This is a genomic window from Francisella halioticida (assembly GCF_002211785.1).
Taxonomy (GTDB): Bacteria; Pseudomonadota; Gammaproteobacteria; order Francisellales; family Francisellaceae; genus Francisella; species Francisella halioticida.
In genome coordinates, this window is record NZ_CP022132.1 from 1,074,285 (window position 1) to 1,091,872 (window position 17,588).

Genomic DNA, 17,588 nt, shown 5'->3' on the forward strand with positions numbered 1-17,588 from the left:
ATTAGAAATGGATAAATTTTTATCAATATTTGTAGGTGTTTTAATTATTGTTACAATTATTACAATATTTATTCACTTATTTCCTATAGCATTAAAAGTATGTATTATTTCAGTAATTATTAGTGCAATAATTTACGTTGTACTAAAACTGATTGAGAAATTTAGTAATTAATCATTCCTTTTAAAGCTGATTATTTGCCTGCGTTGTTTTTTAGTTGGTTTTTCATGGCTTTGTAAGCTTGCTGTTTTTCTTAGAAGAACTTCTTTTTCTCTTTTATCAATACTTTGTGCAGTTTCTGTGTAGAGTTTTTGTGCTTCTATAGCAGATTTTCTAATTTCATCTAATGCTTTGACAACTACAGTTTTCTGTATGTGAGACTGTTGAATTTGATAAATATCTCCAATATTTACTGCTTTACTAACTTTTATTTTTTGTCCTTGAAATTGTATCTTACCACCTTCAATTGCTTTTTTTGCTAAGGCTCTAGTTTTATAAAATCTAGCTGCCCATAACCATTTATCTAGTCTAACACTCATATCTAAAAGTATTTATTTGTATAATTTGATTATAGCTAATAACATCTAGCATTTTAACTAGTTTTAAATTCTGCTATTCTAAAAGACAGTTTTTATACTTAGAAAAATTATAAAATGAATAAAATAGTTAATTTACACAAGATGAATACATCTTTAGATGATAAAAATAATGCTAATTATCAGTTAGAAGATATTTGTATGAACCACTATATTGGTAAAAATCTAAAAATAGAGTTTTTAAATGTGATTAATTGTGTCTCTTGTGGTATTAAGACAAAGAAAAGCTATTCACAGGGACATTGTTTTATGTGTATGAGAAGATTACCCGAATGTGATATTTGCATTGTTAAGCCGGAGTTATGCCATTTTTCAGAAGGTACCTGTAGAGATTCTGAATGGGGAGAGAAAAACTGTATGAAAACTCATATAGTGTATTTGGCAAATACTGGAGATACTAAAGTAGGTATTACAAAGTTAAAAAATGTACCATCACGTTGGATAGATCAAGGAGCTAGTCAAGCTATACCAATATTTGCAGTTGAGAATAGACTGATATCTGGACTAGTCGAAGTTGCAATAAAAGAACATATATCAGATAAAACAAATTGGCGAAAAATGCTTCAAGGTGATCCAGATAATAGTGTTGATTTTATTGGTTTAAGGGATGAGTTGATTAGTAAATCAACTGATAAAATATCACAAATAAAAGCTAAGCATGGCGAAAATAGTGTTGAGCCAGTAGAAGGGAGTATTCAAGATATAAACTATCCTGTGCTTGAGTATCCTACAAAAATTAAATCTTTTAACTTAGATAAAGATCCTATTATTGATGCTAAGCTTATGGGTATAAAGGGCCAATATTTAATATTTGATACTGGGGTAATAAATATACGTAAATTTAGCGGTTATAAGTGTAATATCTCGGTATAAGTTATGAGAAGAGTTGCTATTATTGGAGCTGGAGCTGGAGCTGGAGCTGGAGCTAGCGGACTAATTAGTGCAAAAGTTTTCTTAGATAAAGGTTTTGATGTAATAGTTTTGATCTTTGAAAATGAGTTGGTTTCTTATAATGCTAACAGATCCTTTATAAATTACGATGAAGTTAAAACTTATTTGGAAGCTAATGCAAGAGCTTGGCAAGTGTATAATGTCCCCAGAAAAAGCTACTGATTTTAGAAAGATTTTTATTCCTAGATGTTAAAGTTAACTAGATAAATTAGGAAATAGATAAATGAGTAAAAAAAGAGTAACGTATACAGCTGATTTTAAAGCTAAAGTAATTATAGAATTGCTAGAAGGCGATATGACAGTTAATGAGATAGCAAGTAAGTATGATTTACTTCCTAAAAACGTGCATAATTGGAAGCAGCAATTTTTATCTAATGCTTGCTTAGCATTTGATAAAAGCTCTGTTGTTAAGGAGTATAAGCAGGAAATAGATGAGCTTAGAAAAGATAAAGATGCAACAAGTAAAAAACTAGTCGAGGTAATAGTAGAGAGGGATTTTTTAATGGGAAAGCTAAAAAGCTTGGTATCATCAAATGATAGAGTAAACTCTGTAGATACTAAGCTAGAATTATCTTTAAATAATCAGCTTAAACTATTATCTGTATCTAAGAGTGTGTACTATTATACACCAATATCAAAATTTAGTAGTAATGATGATATTAAACTATTAAATGCAATAGATTTGATACATACTAAACATCCATATTATGGTACGAGAAGGCTAGTAAAGTTGCTAAATAGATTAGGATTTCTAGCTGGAAGGAAGCTAATCAAAAGTGCTATGGAATTCATGGGTATTAAGGCATTGTATCCTAAAAAAAAGACAACTGTCATTAATAAGCAACACAAGAAATATCCATACTTACTTAATGTATTTAAAAATGAGACGAATCAGGTTGTTATAGATAAAGCTAACAAGGTATGGAGTGCTGATATCACGTATATTAGACTAGAATGTGGGTATGCATATTTAGTAGCCATAATAGATTGGCATAGCAAGAAAACACTAGCTTGGAAGATTTCTAATACTATGGATACACATCTAACAACTAGTGTGTTAAAAGAAGCATTATTTAAATATGGTAAACCTGATATCTTTAACTCTGATCAAGGAACTCAATATACAGTAAAAGAGCATATTAAAATATTATCTGATAATAAAATAAATATATCTATGAATGCTAAAGGAAGATCTATAGATAATATTGCAATTGAGAGATTTTGGAAAACACTGAAATATGAAAATGTTTATCCGGCATCATATATAACTATGAAAGAGGCTAAAGTAGGTATCAAAGAATATATTGATATTTACAACAATGAAAGACTACATTCTAGTATTGGATATATGACTCCTAATGAAGTATATTCTGGTATTTTAGATGCTGCATAAAAGCAAGGAATAAAAATATTTTATAAAGTGGTATTGAATAACAGGGACAGTTTATTTTTTGGAACTTTAAAAGTAGAGTTAGTACATGATGAAAGCTATAAAACTAGAGAAGAAGCTAAACTATCAATATTTGAATATATTGAAGCTTACTATAATACAAAAAGGAGACATTCTACAATAAATTATATGCTATTTCTCGTCTATTTGCATCTGGTTGTAAACATAATTTAACAGCTTCATCTTTAAACTCTTTTGTATATCTCATCTTGTCTCCTTTTCTTAACACCTAAGTGTCCCAAATAGGAGGGTATGATCAGGGAACTAAATAATTGAAAATATTGTTTAATTTATTGGGGTAGTATAGAAAGTAAAATTGTACCAGCTATACTTGATGTATGGTTCCCTGGTAGTAAGGCTGGATTATCAATAGCGGATATATTATTTGGTAAAGTTAATCCTTCAGCTAAATTAACAACATCTTTTCCTAGAGATGTTGGGCAGATACCAATTTATTATAGCCATAAAAATACAGGTAGACCTTTAACAAATAAAGATAGCTGTAGGTTTGAGAAATATCATTCTAATTATATGGATGTTTGTAATTCTCCACTTTATCCATTTGGATATGGCTTGAGCTATACAACTTTTGATATTTCAAACCCAATCCAGAATAAAGAAATCATTTAAAAGGGCGATAAATTAATTATTAAGGTGTATATATTACAAATACCGGTAAATATGATGGTGTGCTGATGTATTACAGTTATATATACATCAAAAAGTGCGTTCAATTACGCCTCCAGTTAAAGAATTAAAAGCATTTAAAAAAGTATTTCTAAAAAAAGGACAGACAAAAGCTGTGACATTTAAGTTAGATATTAATGATCTTAAGTTTTATAAAAATAATTTAGAATACGTCTATGAGCCTGGAGAGTTTGAGTATTTTATTAGTGATAGTTCTGATAGTAAATTTACAAATAGATTTACTGTTAAGTAATTCTACTATAAACTTTTATATTTAATAACTTCTATAAAAAACCTTACAATGATAGATACTATAAATAATAATCCATTTATAATGCAAAATATCCAAGGATTTACTATTTTAATACAAATTTCTTTAGTTGTTCTTACAATAGTATCAATTATTGTTTCTGGATTATTTATATTATCACAACAAAAATTAGCTAAAAATCTTGCGAAGATCAACAATAATCAAAAAATTCATCCTGCGTGGTTATGGACTCAATTAATTCCAATATGGTCATCAATTGCATTTATTGTAACAACAGTGAAATTAGATGAGCAAATAAAAACATACATTATAAAATATGATGAAAAATTAAAGTTTAAAGCTTCACTTGTTTATTGGTATATTGGTTTTGTAATATTAGGGCTGATACCTTTAGTTAATATTTTAGCCGGAATAATTAATTTATTCATATTTGTAACTATTTGGTCAAATATAAGTAGTTCATCGAAACAGATACAAAAACATTTTAGTAAATAGTAAAATAGGATAACCCTTTATAGCGATATTAAAGTTCGCATAATATATATTATGTTAAATTTGTTGATTTAGTCAATAAGGATCTTAACCTAAGCTTTAATATCTTTAATATTTACTTAATTAGTTATATAACTAAGTATACTCTCTCTTTAATTTTTCTATTATTTCTAGACTAGCTGGTAAAAAATTATAATTATTAAGTTTTGAAATATTTACAAGTTTTAATTGCTGATTTTCTTTTGGATAAGGAATACCTTCATAATCATCTATAATAAAAAATTCCAAATTAACTTCGATATAATCTTTATTTATATGTTTTTTCTTAATGTATGGCTTTAAAGATTTAGCTATAATTCCAACTTCTTCGTAACTTTCTCTTTTAATACAATCTTCAAAACTTTCATTCTTTTCTACTTTACCGCCAGGAAATTCCCAATAATCACTATAGGTCTGAAATTTTTGTCTCATACTTATATAGACTTTATTGCTATATTCATCTAAAATTATCGCCACTGCGGCGTCTATTCGTCCCATTTTATAAAAAATTAACATTGTTATTAAGAAATATAATATGTTCCAAAATCACAAAAGTGAAATTTTATTAGCAACACCATTAATTAAAGATGATGCTATATTTACTAAATCTGTTATTTATCTTTGTCAAAATGATCGTCATGGAGCTATGGGCTTGATCATAAATAAACCCTTAGACGACAAGCTATCTGATGTCTTTGAAGAGCTTGATATACCTCATGATAATACCTTTGAGGAGATATTAAACCACCCTCTTTATATGGGAGGCCCAATAAGCCCTCATAAAATATTAATTATTCATACTACAAATGGTCGTAATTATAATTCAACAATAAAGCTTGATGAAGGCTTAGCAATTACAGCTTCTATTGATATTTTAGAAGATCTTGCAAATAATATCCTTCCAGAATACTTTTTACCTATAGTTGGTTATAGCTGTTGGACAGCAGATCAACTTTCAGATGAGATAAGAGCAAATGATTGGATTATGACAGATAAATTAAGTAAGAAAATCTTATTTAACTATGAAAATAGAACAAAATGGCAAAATCATTTAGAGCATGCAGGATATAGCTTACAAAACTTAGATTCTCTATTCAAAAATACAGGTAATGGCTAATGTTTCAATCTTTAATAGCTATAGATTATGGCAAAGCTAGAATTGGCTTAGCTAGTGGTCAAATGATTACTAAAACTGCTACACCTATTGGCACAGTTGAGGCTTATGAAGGCGTACCAAATTGGATTGAGCTTGATAAAATTATCAAGCGCTGGAATCCTTCAGATATTATAGTTGGATTACCCTTAGATACGCAAGGTTTTGAGACAGATATCACTAAAGCAGTAAAAGATTTTGCTAAAGAAGTAAAACAAAGGTATCAAAGAAATGTTCATCTTATAAATGAAGCTTATTCAACTCGGGAAGCAAGATGGCGTTTAGAAGAGGTTAAAAATAAAAAAGTTAGTCATTTAAAAGTAGATGCTTTAGCTGCTTGTGTAATTCTTGAAACTTGGATGGTAGAGAATTAAAATTACCCGCTGATAAAATTTTAATTCTCATCGTAATGATTATTCTGTATTAGTAAGAATACACGTTAATTCTAAACTTTATTGTTATATTCGACTATTTAACTCAAAATTAGAAATTTATATTTATTTTTAACTTAAAGGAAATCATGATAAATAAATGATCTACCCCATCAATTTGGGACAGTTTACTACTTCATTTTCCATTATATATTCAAATTGATATGGAGTCATATAATTTATTGTAGAATGTCTCCTTTTTGTATTATAGTAAGCTTCAATATATTCAAATATTGATAGTTTAGCTTCTTCTCTAGTTTTATAGCTTTCATCATGTACTAACTTTACTTTTAAAGTTCCAAAAAATAAACTGTCCCTGTTATTCAATACCACTTTATAAAATATTTTTATTCCTTGCTTTTATGCAGCATCTAAAATACCAGAATATACTTCATCAGGAGTCATATATCCAATACTAGAATGTAGTCTTTCATTGTTGTAAATATCAATATATTCTTTGATACCTACTTTAGCCTCTTTCATAGTTATATATGATGCCGGATAAACATTTTCATATTTCAGTGTTTTCCAAAATCTCTCAATTGCAATATTATCTATAGATCTTCCTTTAGCATCCATAGATATATTTATTTTATTATCAGATAATATTTTAATATGCTCTTTTGCTGTATATTGAGTTCCTTGATCAGAGTTAAAGATATCAGGTTTACCATATTTAAATAACGCTTCTTTTAACACACTAGTTGTTAGATGTGTATCCATAGTATTAGAAATCTTCCAAGCTAGTGTTTTCTTGCTATGCCAATCTATTATGGCTACTAAATATGCATACCCACATTCTAGTCTAATATACGTGATATCAGCACTCCATACCTTATTAGCTTTATCTATAACAACCTGATTCGTCTCATTTTTAAATACATTAAGTAAGTATGGATATTTCTTGTGTTGCTTATTAATGACAGTTGTCTTTTTTTTAGGATACAATGCCTTAATACCCATGAATTCCATAGCATGTAGATTATTTGTATTAATTCTTTTACTTATGATTATTTTTTATTATTTATTTACCAGGTTCCAGTATTTTCCATACTACCCCAAGGTTCTTTTTTCTCTAAAGCTTCACCTTTTTGAATTAACTCGATAGATATACCATCAGGAGATTTTATAAAAGCCATGTGACCATCTCTAGGTGGTCTATGAATTAAAACTCCTTGATCCATTAAGTTTTGACAAATATCGTAAATATTATCAACAGAAAAAGCTAGATGACCAAAATTTCTACCACCTTCATATACTTCATCACTTGACCAATTATAAGTTAACTCTATAAGAGGTGCTTTATCTATTTTTGCTATATCATAGTCATCATGAGCAGCTAAAAAAACTAAAGTAAACTTACCTTGCTCATTATCATGTCTACTTACTTCTTTTAGACCTAGTTTATTACAATAAAAATCTAAAGACTCTTCTAAATTCTTAACTCTTATCATAGTATGAAGATATCTCATTTTAAAGCTAACGAGCCAGTTTTTAGCCCAAGTCTCATCAGAAAATGTTTGAATCTCACCAGCAAAGAAACGCTTAAAGATATCTATAGATGTATTTACCCATAAACTGTCAGTAACAACAGCTATCTTTTCAAAATCTTTTCTATGTTTGAATTCTGTTTTCAAATCATCTATAAGAGCTTTAAACTCTATGCCTGAAAAATCTCTCATTTCAATTAAAGCTTTGATTGATCCTTGCTTTGCAATCTCATCAAGCTTTGGTATTAGTACATCAGTATAATCCGTATGTTTTAGTTTTCCTTGTACATTGATTTTGGTATAACCATTTTCATTAGATACTGTAAACATTTAACTCTCCGTTTGTTATATTAGCAAAAAGAATAATACTAAAAGCGAGGTTGTAAGAGATATAGCTCCACTTGCTAAAGCTATTTCCATATTGTATTTTATCTTAACTAATAAGCTTATAACTATAGATATAACAAAGCATATACTTAAATATAAAGGTATACCACTTATAAATTTAGTCACACTTATATGCGAATTAGCAAAACAAATAGAAATAGAACAAAAAAATAAAAATAAAATTTTTTTCATATTTAAATGTTAATTTTGAGCAGCAGTTCTATTTTGATGCATTACTTGTCTTCTTTCTTTGTTTTTTAAAAGTTTGTTTTTGACTATCAGTCAAGTTCTGAACATATTCTTTACGATCTTTTTTATCTAGACTTCTAACATGTTTAAGACTAACGCTATCATTGGCCATAGCAAAAGATGAAAAAGCAAAAGTAGCTGTAATACTAGTTATAATTATTTTCTTCATAAGGTTTTTTACATTATATTTTTTTAAATCAATTTTAATCTTTTTCTTTAAAAAATTCAAAAGCTTTTAATTCTAGTTTTATTTTTTTCAGCCATAGTGATACTATTCAAATTTTAATAAATTTAAGGGTTTATATAACATTAACACTAATTTTTTCATCATTCAATAGAATTATTTTACGAAGTCTATCAAAATAATAGTTAATTTATAATTATTGCTAATTTTTGTGTTATTTTGCTTGTGTTTTATTGTTGTTAACACTTTAAAACCTATCTAATAGTTACAAACTAGTTAGGATATCAATTAGATTTATAGATATTTTTAAATTTATCTAAAAATATTCTTTAAGTAAATTATTTGGATTTAATAAATCATTCATGAGTTCTAAGTTTTTGCTCTAACTGTGTCTTTGTATGAACCCCACTCAAAGTTTCAACGTGCTTACTATTTTTAAAGATAATCATTGTAGGAATACTTCTAATACCAAACTTTGCAGCTAAATTTTGATTATCATCAACATTAATTTTAACAATAACAGCATCTTTATAATCTTTTGATAATTCATCAAGAATCGGTCCTAGCGTTTTACAAGGTCCACACCAATCAGCATAAAAATCTACTAAAACTAGTTTATCTGTATTATTTATAAGTTTTTCAAAATTAGCTTCATCTGTTTTTATAACGTTACTTAAAGCCATTTTATTTCTCCATAAATGTTACATTTGCTCTAATATTTATATCTTGAGAAACTGCCACAGGATCGTTATTAGCAATAGAATCCATTTCATTAGCAGCAGCTATCATGTACATAACAGTATTTCTTGGTCTATAACTATTTGTAGTATCATTATATTTGATTGATTGAATAGTATAGGTGTTGCTTGTCTCTTTATTGAAATCATTTAAATACTTTTGAGTATCTTTAAAGATTTTAATCATCAGCTTTTGTTTAGCTGCTTCAATAGCTTTAGCAGGAGGATTGTAGTCATGAACTTGGACAACTAACTTTTTACCAGAAGCTTTTTGGTTTTCTAAAGCCTTTTGAAAGCTATTAAGATCTTTTTGCGATATCCTAGCTTGTAATTGTAAAGTAATATTTAATGCGCCACTATTACTAGTATTTTGCTCAACATTTTTAACTTTCCAATCTGCTTTAACAATATTGTTAACTTCATCAGAAATTTGCTTTTGGATATTGTTTTGATCTTGAAGAGTTGTTGTTGCATATCCTATAACTTGCACAAGTATGCTATCACTCTTAACAGTTGTTTCAGCTTGAGTTGTATATTGAATAGTATTGTTGTTTTTAGCCTTATCACATGCTAATGCAACAGAGCTTGTTGCTAAAAAACTAACTAAAGTAATTGGAATATTTTTTTTCATAAACAAACCCTCATTGTAAGTATTTGTTCTACTAGTTTCAGTTTAACAGATCACAAAAAAAGATTAAAAGATTTTTATATTATAGAATGTAAAATATCATCTAAAGATTCCGTTATGTCTTCTTTGATTTCATTTTCAAAAGGAAAATCATCAGACGTTAGTTGAAATTTAACAAAGCTCTCAAGAAGTAAGTGCTGAGCATTTTGTAATTCTAAACCTCTAGATTGTAAATAAAATAAAGCATCTTTATCTAGCTGACCGACTGTAGCACCATGAGTGCAAATAACATCATCAGAAAAAATTTCTAGTTCAGGTTTTGTATTTATTTCAGCTTTATTACTTAATTGAATATTTTTATTATTCTGGAATGCTTGAATTTGCTCTATTCCTCTATTAACAATAGCTTTTGCATTAAACCACGCTTTTGCACGACCATTAGCAACTCCACGGAAATTTACATTACTATATGTATTTGAAGCATTATGATTAACTAAAAAGCAGGCATTTGCAATAGCATTATCACTTACTAAATATAAACCTCTAATATCAAATCTTGAGTATTCTTTATTTAAATTAACAATAAAATCATTTCTTAGTAGAGCATCTTTATTTAATAAGTTAAAACCATTAAATTCAGCTGCCATATCAAGGTTTACTAAATAATTTGCAGTAGTAACAAGTTTAGTATTATTTGAATTATTTGAATTGTTTGTAAAATTAACCTTTGCTGATTCAGCAACTTTTATATCTAAAAATAAGTTTATTGCTGATTCTTCTGTCAAATTTACAAAATCAATATCTAAATCTAGACTTGCAAACATATCGACATCTAACTTTAAAGAAACATTTGTAAGCTTATTCTTAGCCATCTCAGTATTTATAAAAATAAGACTAAGGGTATCATTTGTATCTTTAGAGACGCTTATACCAAAATGCTTTGCATTTTCTATAGCTAATTTTGACATACTTCTATCATCTTTATGAAACTCTAAAGCACTTATATGGTGAAGTTTTTTATTATAATCAATAGCTAATGATCCATCTAAGATAATAACTACATTTTCTTGAGTATCAAATTTAAAACCTTCAAGATAATCTTTCGTTTTTGGGGCTTCCTTTAATATTTCTGTAATACTATTTTTAGAATATATTGAAGCAATATTTGTATACTTCCAGCTTTCTTGCTTAGTAGTAGGTAGAGATTTATTGTCTATTAACATTTTTTAACCTTTAGCTGTTTAACCAGGAGTATCCTTTATCTTCTAATTCAAGTGCAAGTTCTTTACCACCAGTTTTAACTATTTGACCATCAGCTAAAACATGAACAAAATCAGGTTCAATATGATCTAAAAGTCTTTGATAATGTGTAATAACTAAAAAGCTTCTATCTTCTGATCGCATACTGTTGGCACCTTGTGATACTACTTGAAGAGCATCAATATCTAACCCTGAATCAGTCTCATCTAGAATTGCAAGCTTAGGTTCTAACATCATTAATTGGAGCATCTCATTACGTTTTTTCTCACCACCAGAAAAACCTTCATTAACGCCACGTGACATATATTTTTGATCAATTTTTAGAACTTGCATGTTTTGCTTTAGTTTTTTCATAAACTCAATAGCATTGATTTCTTCTTTATCATTTTGTTTTCTAATACTATTTACAGCAGTTTTTAGAAACTGAACATTACTAACACCCGGTATTTCTATAGGATATTGTAAGCTTAAAAATATTCCAGCAGCCGCCCTTTCAGAGACACTTAAATCATCAATATTTTTACCATCAAACTTAACAGAACCTTGTGTGATTTCGTAACCATCTTTACCAGCTAAAACATTACTTAATGTGCTTTTACCAGCACCATTTGGCCCCATAATTGCATGAACTTCACCTTTTTTCATAGTTAGGTTTAGTCCTTTTAATATTTGCTTCTTGTTATCTCCAACATTTACATGTAGATCTTTTATTTCTAATAACATTTTTTAACCTTTTTTATCATCAGTTATGTAAAATTACAGTAGTTTAACCAACAGCACCTTCTAGACTAACTTCCATAAGTTTTTGTGCCTCAACTGCAAACTCAAGAGGTAATTTCTTAAATACTTCTTTACAAAAGCCATTTACAATCATGGCAATAGCATCTTCTTCTGACAAACCTCTTTGTTTACAGTAAAATAGCTGATCGTCGGATATTTTCGACGTTGTAGCTTCATGTTCTATCTGCGATGAATTACTTTTATTTTCTATATATGGATATGTATGGGCACCACATTTATTACCTATAAGCAAAGAATCACATTGTGAAAAATTTCTTGCTTCAGAAGCATTAGGAGATATTCTAACTAAACCTCTATAAGCTTGAGATGCTCTTCCAGCTGAGATTCCTTTAGATATGATAGTACTTTTAGTATTTTTACCAAGATGGATCATCTTTGTACCAGTATCTGCTTGCTGAGCATGTCGTGTAAGAGCTACAGAATAAAACTCTCCTATTGAATTATTTCCACGTAAAACTACTGAAGGATATTTCCAAGTGATGGCAGAACCTGTTTCAACTTGTGTCCAAGAAATTTTGGCATTAGTATGACATATACCTCTTTTTGTTACAAAGTTATAAATACCACCCTTACCATCTTTATCTCCTGGATACCAGTTTTGTACTGTGGAGTATTTAATCTCAGCACCATCTAAAGCGATTAGTTCAACTACCGCAGCATGGAGCTGATTTTCATCACGCATAGGTGCTGTACAACCTTCTAAGTAACTAACATAACTACCCTCATCCGCTACAATAAGAGTTCTTTCAAACTGACCAGTATTCATAGCATTTATTCTAAAGTATGTAGATAACTCCATTGGACAGGTTACATCTTTAGGAATATATACAAAAGAGCCATCACTAAATACAGCTGAGTTTAAAGCCGCAAAAAAATTATCACCTTGAGGGACTACCGAACCAAGGTACTTCTTCACAAGATCAGGATGTTTTTGTACAGCTTCAGAGATTGGGCAAAATATAACACCTGCTTCTGCTAATTTTTCTTTAAATGTCGTAACGACAGAAACTGAGTCAAAAACTGCATCAACTGCAATATTTTTGACGCCTGCTAGCATCTCTTGTTCATGCAGAGGTATACCTAACTTATTGTATGTGTCAATTATCTCTGGATCAACCTCATCCAAGCTTTTGGGATGGTCTTTCATTGACTTTGGTGATGAGTAGTAGCTAATAGACTGAAAATTAATTGGAGGATAGTTTAAATCTGCCCAACTAGGAGATTTCATTTCTAACCATTTTTTATAGGCTTTTAAACGCCATTCTAATAGAAATTCAGGCTCATTCTTTCTTGCAGATATAAGACGAATAACATCTTCATTAAGCCCTGCTGCTATTGTTTCTTCTTCAACATTCGTGACAAAACCATATTCATAGTCTTGTTCTATTATTTTATCTAAATTTTCACTCATTTTATTTAGCTCTTGCCTTTGTTATTGACAATATCATAGATTGATGTGCCAGAGAGTATTTCTAATAGTTGAGTATTCAAAACTTTCCAATAATTACTGACTGTACAGCTTTCCAAATTACATTTCTTATAAATATCACAGCACGCTGTAAGATTAACATTTTTTTCAATAGCCTCAATTACATCTAAAACAGTAACTTTTCGGGAATCTCTTACTAGTGAGTAGCCTCCCTCAATACCACGTTTTGAAAACACAATGTTTGCTATTGAAAGCTGGTTAAGTAGTTTTCTTACTGTAGGGATATTTAAGCGAGTAACTTCAGCAATTTTTGCAGCACTATATGGTATGGAATTGTTCTTTGCTATTGTAACTACAACCAATAATCCATAGTCGAGTAATTTACTTATCCTAAGCATAATTACCTAATTATACCGATTTAGTATCATTTTGTTATTATGATAGTCTTTAATAAGCTGAAAGTAAATAAAAAATTGATTATTTTAGTACCTTAGATTAGTATGTTTAAACTAACACGCTATAAGTTTAACATTATAACAAATAATTATGAGAATCGCTATTTTAGGTGCCGGACAATTAGGAATATATTTAACCCAGAGGTTAAGCTTAGATCATCAGGTATCTATTATTGATTTAGATGAAGAAAAACTTGGTTTTATATCTTCTGCTTTTGATGTACAAACTATAGTCGGAGATGTTACAAAACCTAACATTATGATGGAAGCTAACTTCAAAGATACGGATATGATTATAGCCGTTACGTCTGATGACACTACTAATATTGCAGTATGTGATATGTCATATAAACTCTATAAAACTCCATATAAAATAGCACGAATTAGAGATACTGAATACAACAGGTTCCCCAAGCTACTAAACAATATTGATTTAGTAATAAAATCATTTTTTGAAGCAACAAAAAGGTTGGAACAACTAATATTCTTACCAGGAGCGTTCTTTATTTCAGGTTTTTTTGATAAGAGAGTCCAAGTAATTGGTGTTGAAGTTTCTGATGATTCTCCATTAGTTGGTTTTTCGATTAAAGATATACATCTTGGACTTGGTAATATTAAGGTAGATGTTATTTCTGTATATAGAGGTAATGAAAAATTAGATATTGATGATACTGAGATTTTAGTGAAGTCTGGTGATAGAGTTATGTACCTATCAGAAAAAGCATACTCATCACAAATTCTATCAATCTTTCAGCCTAAAAAAGCAAATATTAGAAAAATATTTATAGCTGGTATTAATCATGCCAGTATTACATTAGCAAAATCTCTAGAGAACAAAGGGTATATTATAAAAATGATAGACCCTAGTGCAAAAAAATGTGAATTTGCATTAGATGAGTTATCAAAATCAACAATTTTACATTATAACCCTGTAAACAATAACCTTCTAATAGCTGAAGGTATTGATGAAGCAGATATGTTTTTTGCGTTAACAAATTCTGATGAGATAAATATAATGTCTTCTATTTTAGCAAAAAAACTAGGAGCTAAAAAGACGATTGCTACTGTTAATAGTGCTGAATACTATGATATTACTCGAGATTTGAAACTTATTGATATTTCTATTTCTCCACATAATTTTTCTTATACTACTATTAAAGCTTTCTTGACTCAAGTAGACATGGTAAGGATGTATGAAGTTGAAGATAGTGAAGAAATGTTTATTGAAATAAAAGTCCACGGCCAAGAAAATATGTCTACGATTATAGGAAAAAATATTTCTGATCTAAAACTTCCCAAGGGATTAAAAATACTTTCAATAATGAAAAATGATAGTACGCCTCTATTCTTTGCTGATAATTTATTAATTGAAGATAGTGATAGACTTATAATCAAAGTAGATAATAGAAATGCTCTAGAAACTCTTGAAAAACTTTTTCAAGTAATGCCTCTATATATAGCTTAAATAATTGCTAATTTATCTCTGCTTAAGTATTATGTTTTAATATATTTTTAATTCTATAATGAATAGTTGGTAACCAATGTCTGTAAATATACCTGCAAAAGAAAAAATTGGCCTAGTTTTATTAATATTATTAATGGCAGGAGCTATTGATAATATTAGAAACTTGCCATCAACAGCAACTTCAGGAACTTATATATTCTTTTTCTTTATTATAGCGGTGGTTTTATTTCTCGCACCTGTGGCTTTAGTTTCTGCAGAAATGACAGCAACATATACAAATAAAGGTGAAGAAGGTCTATATGGATGGGTAAAAAAAGCTTTTGGACCAAACATTGGAATGCTTGCAATATGGTTTCAATGGGTAAATACTCTAATATGGTTCCCAAGTATTTTGACTTTCCTTGCTGGAACTATAGCGTATCTATTTAATCCAGACTTGGCTCAGAACATAAAATTTACAGTAATCTTTATAACAGTTGTTTTCTGGTCTTTAACAATTTTAAATTTGAAAGGATTAAGGGTTTCTGCTGTTTTTGCAAGTATTTGTACCCTTTTTGGCATGGTTATTCCAATGTTGTTAATGGTAGTATTTGCTTTAATATGGTTATTCAATAGCTATAGCCTAAATATACATTTCCATTTAAATAATCTAATCCCTGATTTTTCAACAACTGACTCCTGGATGGGGTTAACAGCTATTATAGCTTCATTTTTAGGACTTGAATTAGCAACTGTTCATATTAGAAAAGTTACAAATCCTAAAAGGACTTTTCCTCTAGCACTATTGATCGCTGTTATATTTATAGTTTTTACTATGGTTTTAGGTGCTCTTGCTGTAGCTATTATATTTCCTAAGGATCAAATTGATGTTGTCCATGGTACTATTAAAACATTTAAAATTTACTTAAATAGCCTAGGAATTCCAGTATTTTTCTATTATTTATTGGGTATAATGGTAGTTGTGGGTTCTATTGGATCTATGATTAACTGGATGATCTCTCCAGCAAGAGGTTTACTACAGGCTGCAGATGATCATTTTTTACCAAACTTTTTAGATAAAACAAATAAACATGATGTTCCTGGTGGTATATTAATTTTACAAGCTATTATTATGACAATAATATGCGCCCTTCTAGAACTAATTCCTTCTGTTCAAGCTTATTATTGGTTACTGACTGCACTTAGTACACAAATATATTCTTTGATGTATTTAATGATGTTCTTTGCTGCTTTAAAACTTAAATTTACAAACAAAAATGCTATTAAAAATACAAATGACTTTAATATTCCTTTTGGAAAAACAGGTATGTCTATTGCATGTTTTTTAGGAATTTTAGGAACTATTATATGTGTATTTATTGGTTTTATTCCACCAGATAATATGTATGATAATCCTCTTGATTTTATCCAAACTTTGTCTGCTTGTTTTATATTGTCAATAATACCTGTAGTTTTATTTATAATTTATAGAAAAATTAAACTAAAAAAAGTATAAAATGTTTGAATCTATAATACTCTTTATCACCCTAATTATTGGATATTATTTTTTTTAATTTAAAGCCTACTACAAAAGTCATACAGCGCATAAATCTATCTCTAGATTTTATAGTTATATCAATAATTTTCCTATTAGGATATAACTTTAGTATATTTACTCATACAAATAGTATCGTACTAAAAGTCATAAGTATTAGTTTTGGTTATAGTATAGTTATTTTGCTTTTAAATATTATAGGAGTATCTGTATATTGTTATTTTAATCAACAGATTAAAACTAATTTTATATTAGTTTCTAAAAAAAATGTAAAAGATAATATTGCATTAAATATTATAAAAGCTAGTAAATACTTAATTTACTTGGCTGTAGGGTATGTAATATGTGGTATTATAGATATTGATATAACCAAATTTATTGATAATATCGTGTTTATAATGCTAATAGCTTTAATGTTGGTTATTGGTATTTTATTAAGACTAGAAAAAATACCTTTAAAAGATATATTTAAAAACAAAGTAGCTCTTATTATAGTAACTATCATCATTTTAACATCATTATTTTCTCTTTACTTATTAGCTTTGTATTTGGTGTTCCTATTAAAGAGAGTATTATGATTTGTTCTGGCTTAGGATGGTATTCATTGTCTGTAGTATTAAATACTAATTTTCTTGGTGAATATTATGGTATGGTAACTTTTATGATTGACTTCTTACGTGAAATATTTGTTATCACACTGATTCCCCTACTTAGAAAAGCACTATCTATAGAGCTAGTTGGTTATGCTGCAAATACTGCCATGGATTTTTGTTTACCTGTTATTAAAGCTAACTATGGCATGAAAGTAGTGCCATTAGCAATATCAATCGGCCTTATATTTACTATCATAACACCGGTTTTATTAATATTAGAGAACATATTACTTTAGAGAAAATTTAGA

23 protein-coding genes and 2 pseudogenes are annotated in these 17,588 nt (G+C 28.7%); 13 read left to right on the forward strand and 12 right to left on the reverse strand.

Features of this window, described 5'->3' with window-relative positions; translation table 11 throughout:
- Positions 1–7: 7 nt before the first annotated feature.
- A complete protein-coding gene (locus CDV26_RS12455; RefSeq protein WP_169709718.1) occupies positions 8–172 on the forward strand; it encodes a hypothetical protein in 165 nt (54 codons plus the stop codon).
- Here CDV26_RS12455 and CDV26_RS05745 read toward each other — a convergent pair.
- A complete protein-coding gene (locus tag CDV26_RS05745; RefSeq protein ID WP_088772465.1) occupies positions 169–537 on the reverse strand; it encodes an RNA-binding S4 domain-containing protein in 369 nt (122 codons plus the stop codon). The genes CDV26_RS12455 and CDV26_RS05745 overlap by 4 nt on opposite strands.
- Positions 538–651: 114 nt before the next feature.
- Here CDV26_RS05745 and CDV26_RS05750 point away from each other — a divergent pair, with 114 nt between their 5' ends.
- From CDV26_RS05750 to CDV26_RS05780, 7 genes and pseudogenes are all read left to right on the forward strand, one after another.
- Complete coding sequence (locus CDV26_RS05750) at positions 652–1,467, forward strand: DUF2797 domain-containing protein (protein ID WP_088772466.1); 816 nt, start codon at positions 652–654, stop codon at positions 1,465–1,467.
- Positions 1,468–1,470: 3 nt separating this feature from the next.
- Entirely contained in the window at positions 1,471–1,707 is a 237-nt protein-coding gene (locus CDV26_RS05755; protein ID WP_088772467.1) for a hypothetical protein, read from the forward strand.
- A gap of 61 nt (positions 1,708–1,768) precedes the next feature.
- Complete coding sequence (locus CDV26_RS05760; RefSeq protein WP_088772468.1) at positions 1,769–2,938, forward strand: IS3 family transposase; 1,170 nt, start codon at positions 1,769–1,771, stop codon at positions 2,936–2,938.
- Positions 2,939–2,965: 27 nt separating this feature from the next.
- A pseudogene (locus CDV26_RS14000) lies at positions 2,966–3,055 on the forward strand (IS3 family transposase); the annotation flags it as partial.
- Positions 3,056–3,364: 309 nt separating this feature from the next.
- Positions 3,365–3,625 (forward strand): glycoside hydrolase family 3 C-terminal domain-containing protein, encoded by a 261-nt coding sequence (locus tag CDV26_RS14005; RefSeq protein WP_420809898.1) that lies wholly within the window; start codon positions 3,365–3,367, stop codon positions 3,623–3,625.
- Between the two features lie 94 nt (positions 3,626–3,719).
- On the forward strand, positions 3,720–3,935 hold the full coding sequence (locus tag CDV26_RS05775; protein WP_157671488.1) for a fibronectin type III-like domain-contianing protein: 216 nt from the start codon (positions 3,720–3,722) through the stop codon (positions 3,933–3,935).
- A gap of 48 nt (positions 3,936–3,983) precedes the next feature.
- Positions 3,984–4,448, forward strand: a complete 465-nt coding sequence (locus tag CDV26_RS05780; RefSeq protein ID WP_088772472.1) for a hypothetical protein — start codon at positions 3,984–3,986, stop codon at positions 4,446–4,448.
- Between the two features lie 132 nt (positions 4,449–4,580).
- Here CDV26_RS05780 and CDV26_RS05785 read toward each other — a convergent pair whose 3' ends face one another.
- Entirely contained in the window at positions 4,581–4,982 is a 402-nt protein-coding gene (locus CDV26_RS05785; RefSeq protein WP_088773463.1) for a (deoxy)nucleoside triphosphate pyrophosphohydrolase, read from the reverse strand.
- Between the two features lie 37 nt (positions 4,983–5,019).
- On the opposite strand from CDV26_RS05785, the gene CDV26_RS05790 reads away from it, so the two are divergent.
- Both CDV26_RS05790 and ruvX read left to right on the forward strand, forming a co-directional pair.
- Entirely contained in the window at positions 5,020–5,601 is a 582-nt protein-coding gene (locus tag CDV26_RS05790; protein WP_088772473.1) for a YqgE/AlgH family protein, read from the forward strand.
- The gene (gene ruvX / locus CDV26_RS05795) at positions 5,601–6,011 is read left to right on the forward strand and encodes a Holliday junction resolvase RuvX (RefSeq protein WP_088772474.1); all 411 of its coding nucleotides are present in this window, start codon (positions 5,601–5,603) and stop codon (positions 6,009–6,011) included. The genes CDV26_RS05790 and ruvX overlap by 1 nt, the downstream gene beginning before the upstream one ends.
- A 162-nt stretch (positions 6,012–6,173) precedes the next feature.
- Here the strand turns inward: ruvX and CDV26_RS05800 are convergent.
- The 10 genes and pseudogenes from CDV26_RS05800 to CDV26_RS05850 form a co-directional block, all read right to left on the reverse strand.
- A pseudogene (locus tag CDV26_RS05800) lies at positions 6,174–6,374 on the reverse strand (IS3 family transposase); the annotation flags it as partial.
- A 54-nt stretch (positions 6,375–6,428) separates the two neighbouring features.
- Positions 6,429–7,031 carry an IS3 family transposase gene (locus CDV26_RS05805; RefSeq protein WP_157671492.1) on the reverse strand — a complete coding sequence of 201 codons (603 nt, stop codon included), beginning with the start codon at positions 7,029–7,031 and terminating at the stop codon, positions 6,429–6,431.
- Positions 7,032–7,096: 65 nt separating this feature from the next.
- Positions 7,097–7,888, reverse strand: a complete 792-nt coding sequence (gene gloA, locus CDV26_RS05810; RefSeq protein ID WP_088772477.1) for a lactoylglutathione lyase — start codon at positions 7,886–7,888, stop codon at positions 7,097–7,099.
- A 277-nt stretch (positions 7,889–8,165) separates the two neighbouring features.
- Complete coding sequence (locus CDV26_RS05820) at positions 8,166–8,363, reverse strand: hypothetical protein (RefSeq protein WP_157671494.1); 198 nt, start codon at positions 8,361–8,363, stop codon at positions 8,166–8,168.
- Positions 8,364–8,734: 371 nt separating this feature from the next.
- Positions 8,735–9,061 (reverse strand): thioredoxin, encoded by a 327-nt coding sequence (gene trxA, locus CDV26_RS05825; protein WP_088772480.1) that lies wholly within the window; start codon positions 9,059–9,061, stop codon positions 8,735–8,737.
- Between the two features lies 1 nt (position 9,062).
- The gene (locus tag CDV26_RS05830; RefSeq protein WP_088772481.1) at positions 9,063–9,746 is read right to left on the reverse strand and encodes a hypothetical protein; all 684 of its coding nucleotides are present in this window, start codon (positions 9,744–9,746) and stop codon (positions 9,063–9,065) included.
- 74 nt (positions 9,747–9,820) lie between these two features.
- Positions 9,821–10,966 carry a Fe-S cluster assembly protein SufD gene (gene sufD / locus CDV26_RS05835; RefSeq protein ID WP_088772482.1) on the reverse strand — a complete coding sequence of 382 codons (1,146 nt, stop codon included), beginning with the start codon at positions 10,964–10,966 and terminating at the stop codon, positions 9,821–9,823.
- A gap of 10 nt (positions 10,967–10,976) precedes the next feature.
- Positions 10,977–11,726: a Fe-S cluster assembly ATPase SufC gene (gene sufC, locus CDV26_RS05840; protein ID WP_088772483.1), complete on the reverse strand. Its 750-nt coding sequence runs from the start codon at positions 11,724–11,726 to the stop codon at positions 10,977–10,979.
- A 43-nt stretch (positions 11,727–11,769) separates the two neighbouring features.
- On the reverse strand, positions 11,770–13,215 hold the full coding sequence (gene sufB, locus CDV26_RS05845; protein ID WP_088772484.1) for a Fe-S cluster assembly protein SufB: 1,446 nt from the start codon (positions 13,213–13,215) through the stop codon (positions 11,770–11,772).
- Between the two features lie 5 nt (positions 13,216–13,220).
- Positions 13,221–13,631, reverse strand: a complete 411-nt coding sequence (locus tag CDV26_RS05850) for an SUF system Fe-S cluster assembly regulator (protein WP_088772485.1) — start codon at positions 13,629–13,631, stop codon at positions 13,221–13,223.
- Positions 13,632–13,779: 148 nt separating this feature from the next.
- On the opposite strand from CDV26_RS05850, the gene trkA reads away from it, so the two are divergent.
- The 3 genes from trkA (at position 13,780) to CDV26_RS13090 (ending at position 17,576) form a co-directional block, all read left to right on the forward strand.
- Positions 13,780–15,153: a Trk system potassium transporter TrkA gene (gene trkA, locus CDV26_RS05855; protein WP_088772486.1), complete on the forward strand. Its 1,374-nt coding sequence runs from the start codon at positions 13,780–13,782 to the stop codon at positions 15,151–15,153.
- 76 nt (positions 15,154–15,229) lie between these two features.
- A complete protein-coding gene (locus CDV26_RS05860; protein ID WP_088772487.1) occupies positions 15,230–16,648 on the forward strand; it encodes an APC family permease in 1,419 nt (472 codons plus the stop codon).
- Between the two features lie 613 nt (positions 16,649–17,261).
- Complete coding sequence (locus tag CDV26_RS13090; RefSeq protein WP_245806530.1) at positions 17,262–17,576, forward strand: LysO family transporter; 315 nt, start codon at positions 17,262–17,264, stop codon at positions 17,574–17,576.
- The last annotated feature ends 12 nt before the right edge of the window (positions 17,577–17,588 follow it).

Coding starts and splice junctions, on each gene's coding strand:
- CDV26_RS12455 (WP_169709718.1), top strand. CDS start 8: ATGGATAAATTTTTATCAATATTTGTAGGTGTTTTAATTATTGTTACA.
- CDV26_RS05745 (WP_088772465.1), bottom strand. CDS start 537: ATGAGTGTTAGACTAGATAAATGGTTATGGGCAGCTAGATTTTATAAA.
- CDV26_RS05750 (WP_088772466.1), top strand. CDS start 652: ATGAATAAAATAGTTAATTTACACAAGATGAATACATCTTTAGATGAT.
- CDV26_RS05755 (WP_088772467.1), top strand. CDS start 1,471: ATGAGAAGAGTTGCTATTATTGGAGCTGGAGCTGGAGCTGGAGCTGGA.
- CDV26_RS05760 (WP_088772468.1), top strand. CDS start 1,769: ATGAGTAAAAAAAGAGTAACGTATACAGCTGATTTTAAAGCTAAAGTA.
- CDV26_RS05780 (WP_088772472.1), top strand. CDS start 3,984: ATGATAGATACTATAAATAATAATCCATTTATAATGCAAAATATCCAA.
- CDV26_RS05785 (WP_088773463.1), bottom strand. CDS start 4,982: ATGGGACGAATAGACGCCGCAGTGGCGATAATTTTAGATGAATATAGC.
- CDV26_RS05790 (WP_088772473.1), top strand. CDS start 5,020: ATGTTCCAAAATCACAAAAGTGAAATTTTATTAGCAACACCATTAATT.
- ruvX (WP_088772474.1), top strand. CDS start 5,601: ATGTTTCAATCTTTAATAGCTATAGATTATGGCAAAGCTAGAATTGGC.
- CDV26_RS05805 (WP_157671492.1), bottom strand. CDS start 7,031: ATGGGTATTAAGGCATTGTATCCTAAAAAAAAGACAACTGTCATTAAT.
- gloA (WP_088772477.1), bottom strand. CDS start 7,888: ATGTTTACAGTATCTAATGAAAATGGTTATACCAAAATCAATGTACAA.
- CDV26_RS05820 (WP_157671494.1), bottom strand. CDS start 8,363: ATGAAGAAAATAATTATAACTAGTATTACAGCTACTTTTGCTTTTTCA.
- trxA (WP_088772480.1), bottom strand. CDS start 9,061: ATGGCTTTAAGTAACGTTATAAAAACAGATGAAGCTAATTTTGAAAAA.
- CDV26_RS05830 (WP_088772481.1), bottom strand. CDS start 9,746: ATGAAAAAAAATATTCCAATTACTTTAGTTAGTTTTTTAGCAACAAGC.
- sufD (WP_088772482.1), bottom strand. CDS start 10,966: ATGTTAATAGACAATAAATCTCTACCTACTACTAAGCAAGAAAGCTGG.
- sufC (WP_088772483.1), bottom strand. CDS start 11,726: ATGTTATTAGAAATAAAAGATCTACATGTAAATGTTGGAGATAACAAG.
- sufB (WP_088772484.1), bottom strand. CDS start 13,215: ATGAGTGAAAATTTAGATAAAATAATAGAACAAGACTATGAATATGGT.
- CDV26_RS05850 (WP_088772485.1), bottom strand. CDS start 13,631: ATGCTTAGGATAAGTAAATTACTCGACTATGGATTATTGGTTGTAGTT.
- trkA (WP_088772486.1), top strand. CDS start 13,780: ATGAGAATCGCTATTTTAGGTGCCGGACAATTAGGAATATATTTAACC.
- CDV26_RS05860 (WP_088772487.1), top strand. CDS start 15,230: ATGTCTGTAAATATACCTGCAAAAGAAAAAATTGGCCTAGTTTTATTA.
- CDV26_RS13090 (WP_245806530.1), top strand. CDS start 17,262: ATGATTTGTTCTGGCTTAGGATGGTATTCATTGTCTGTAGTATTAAAT.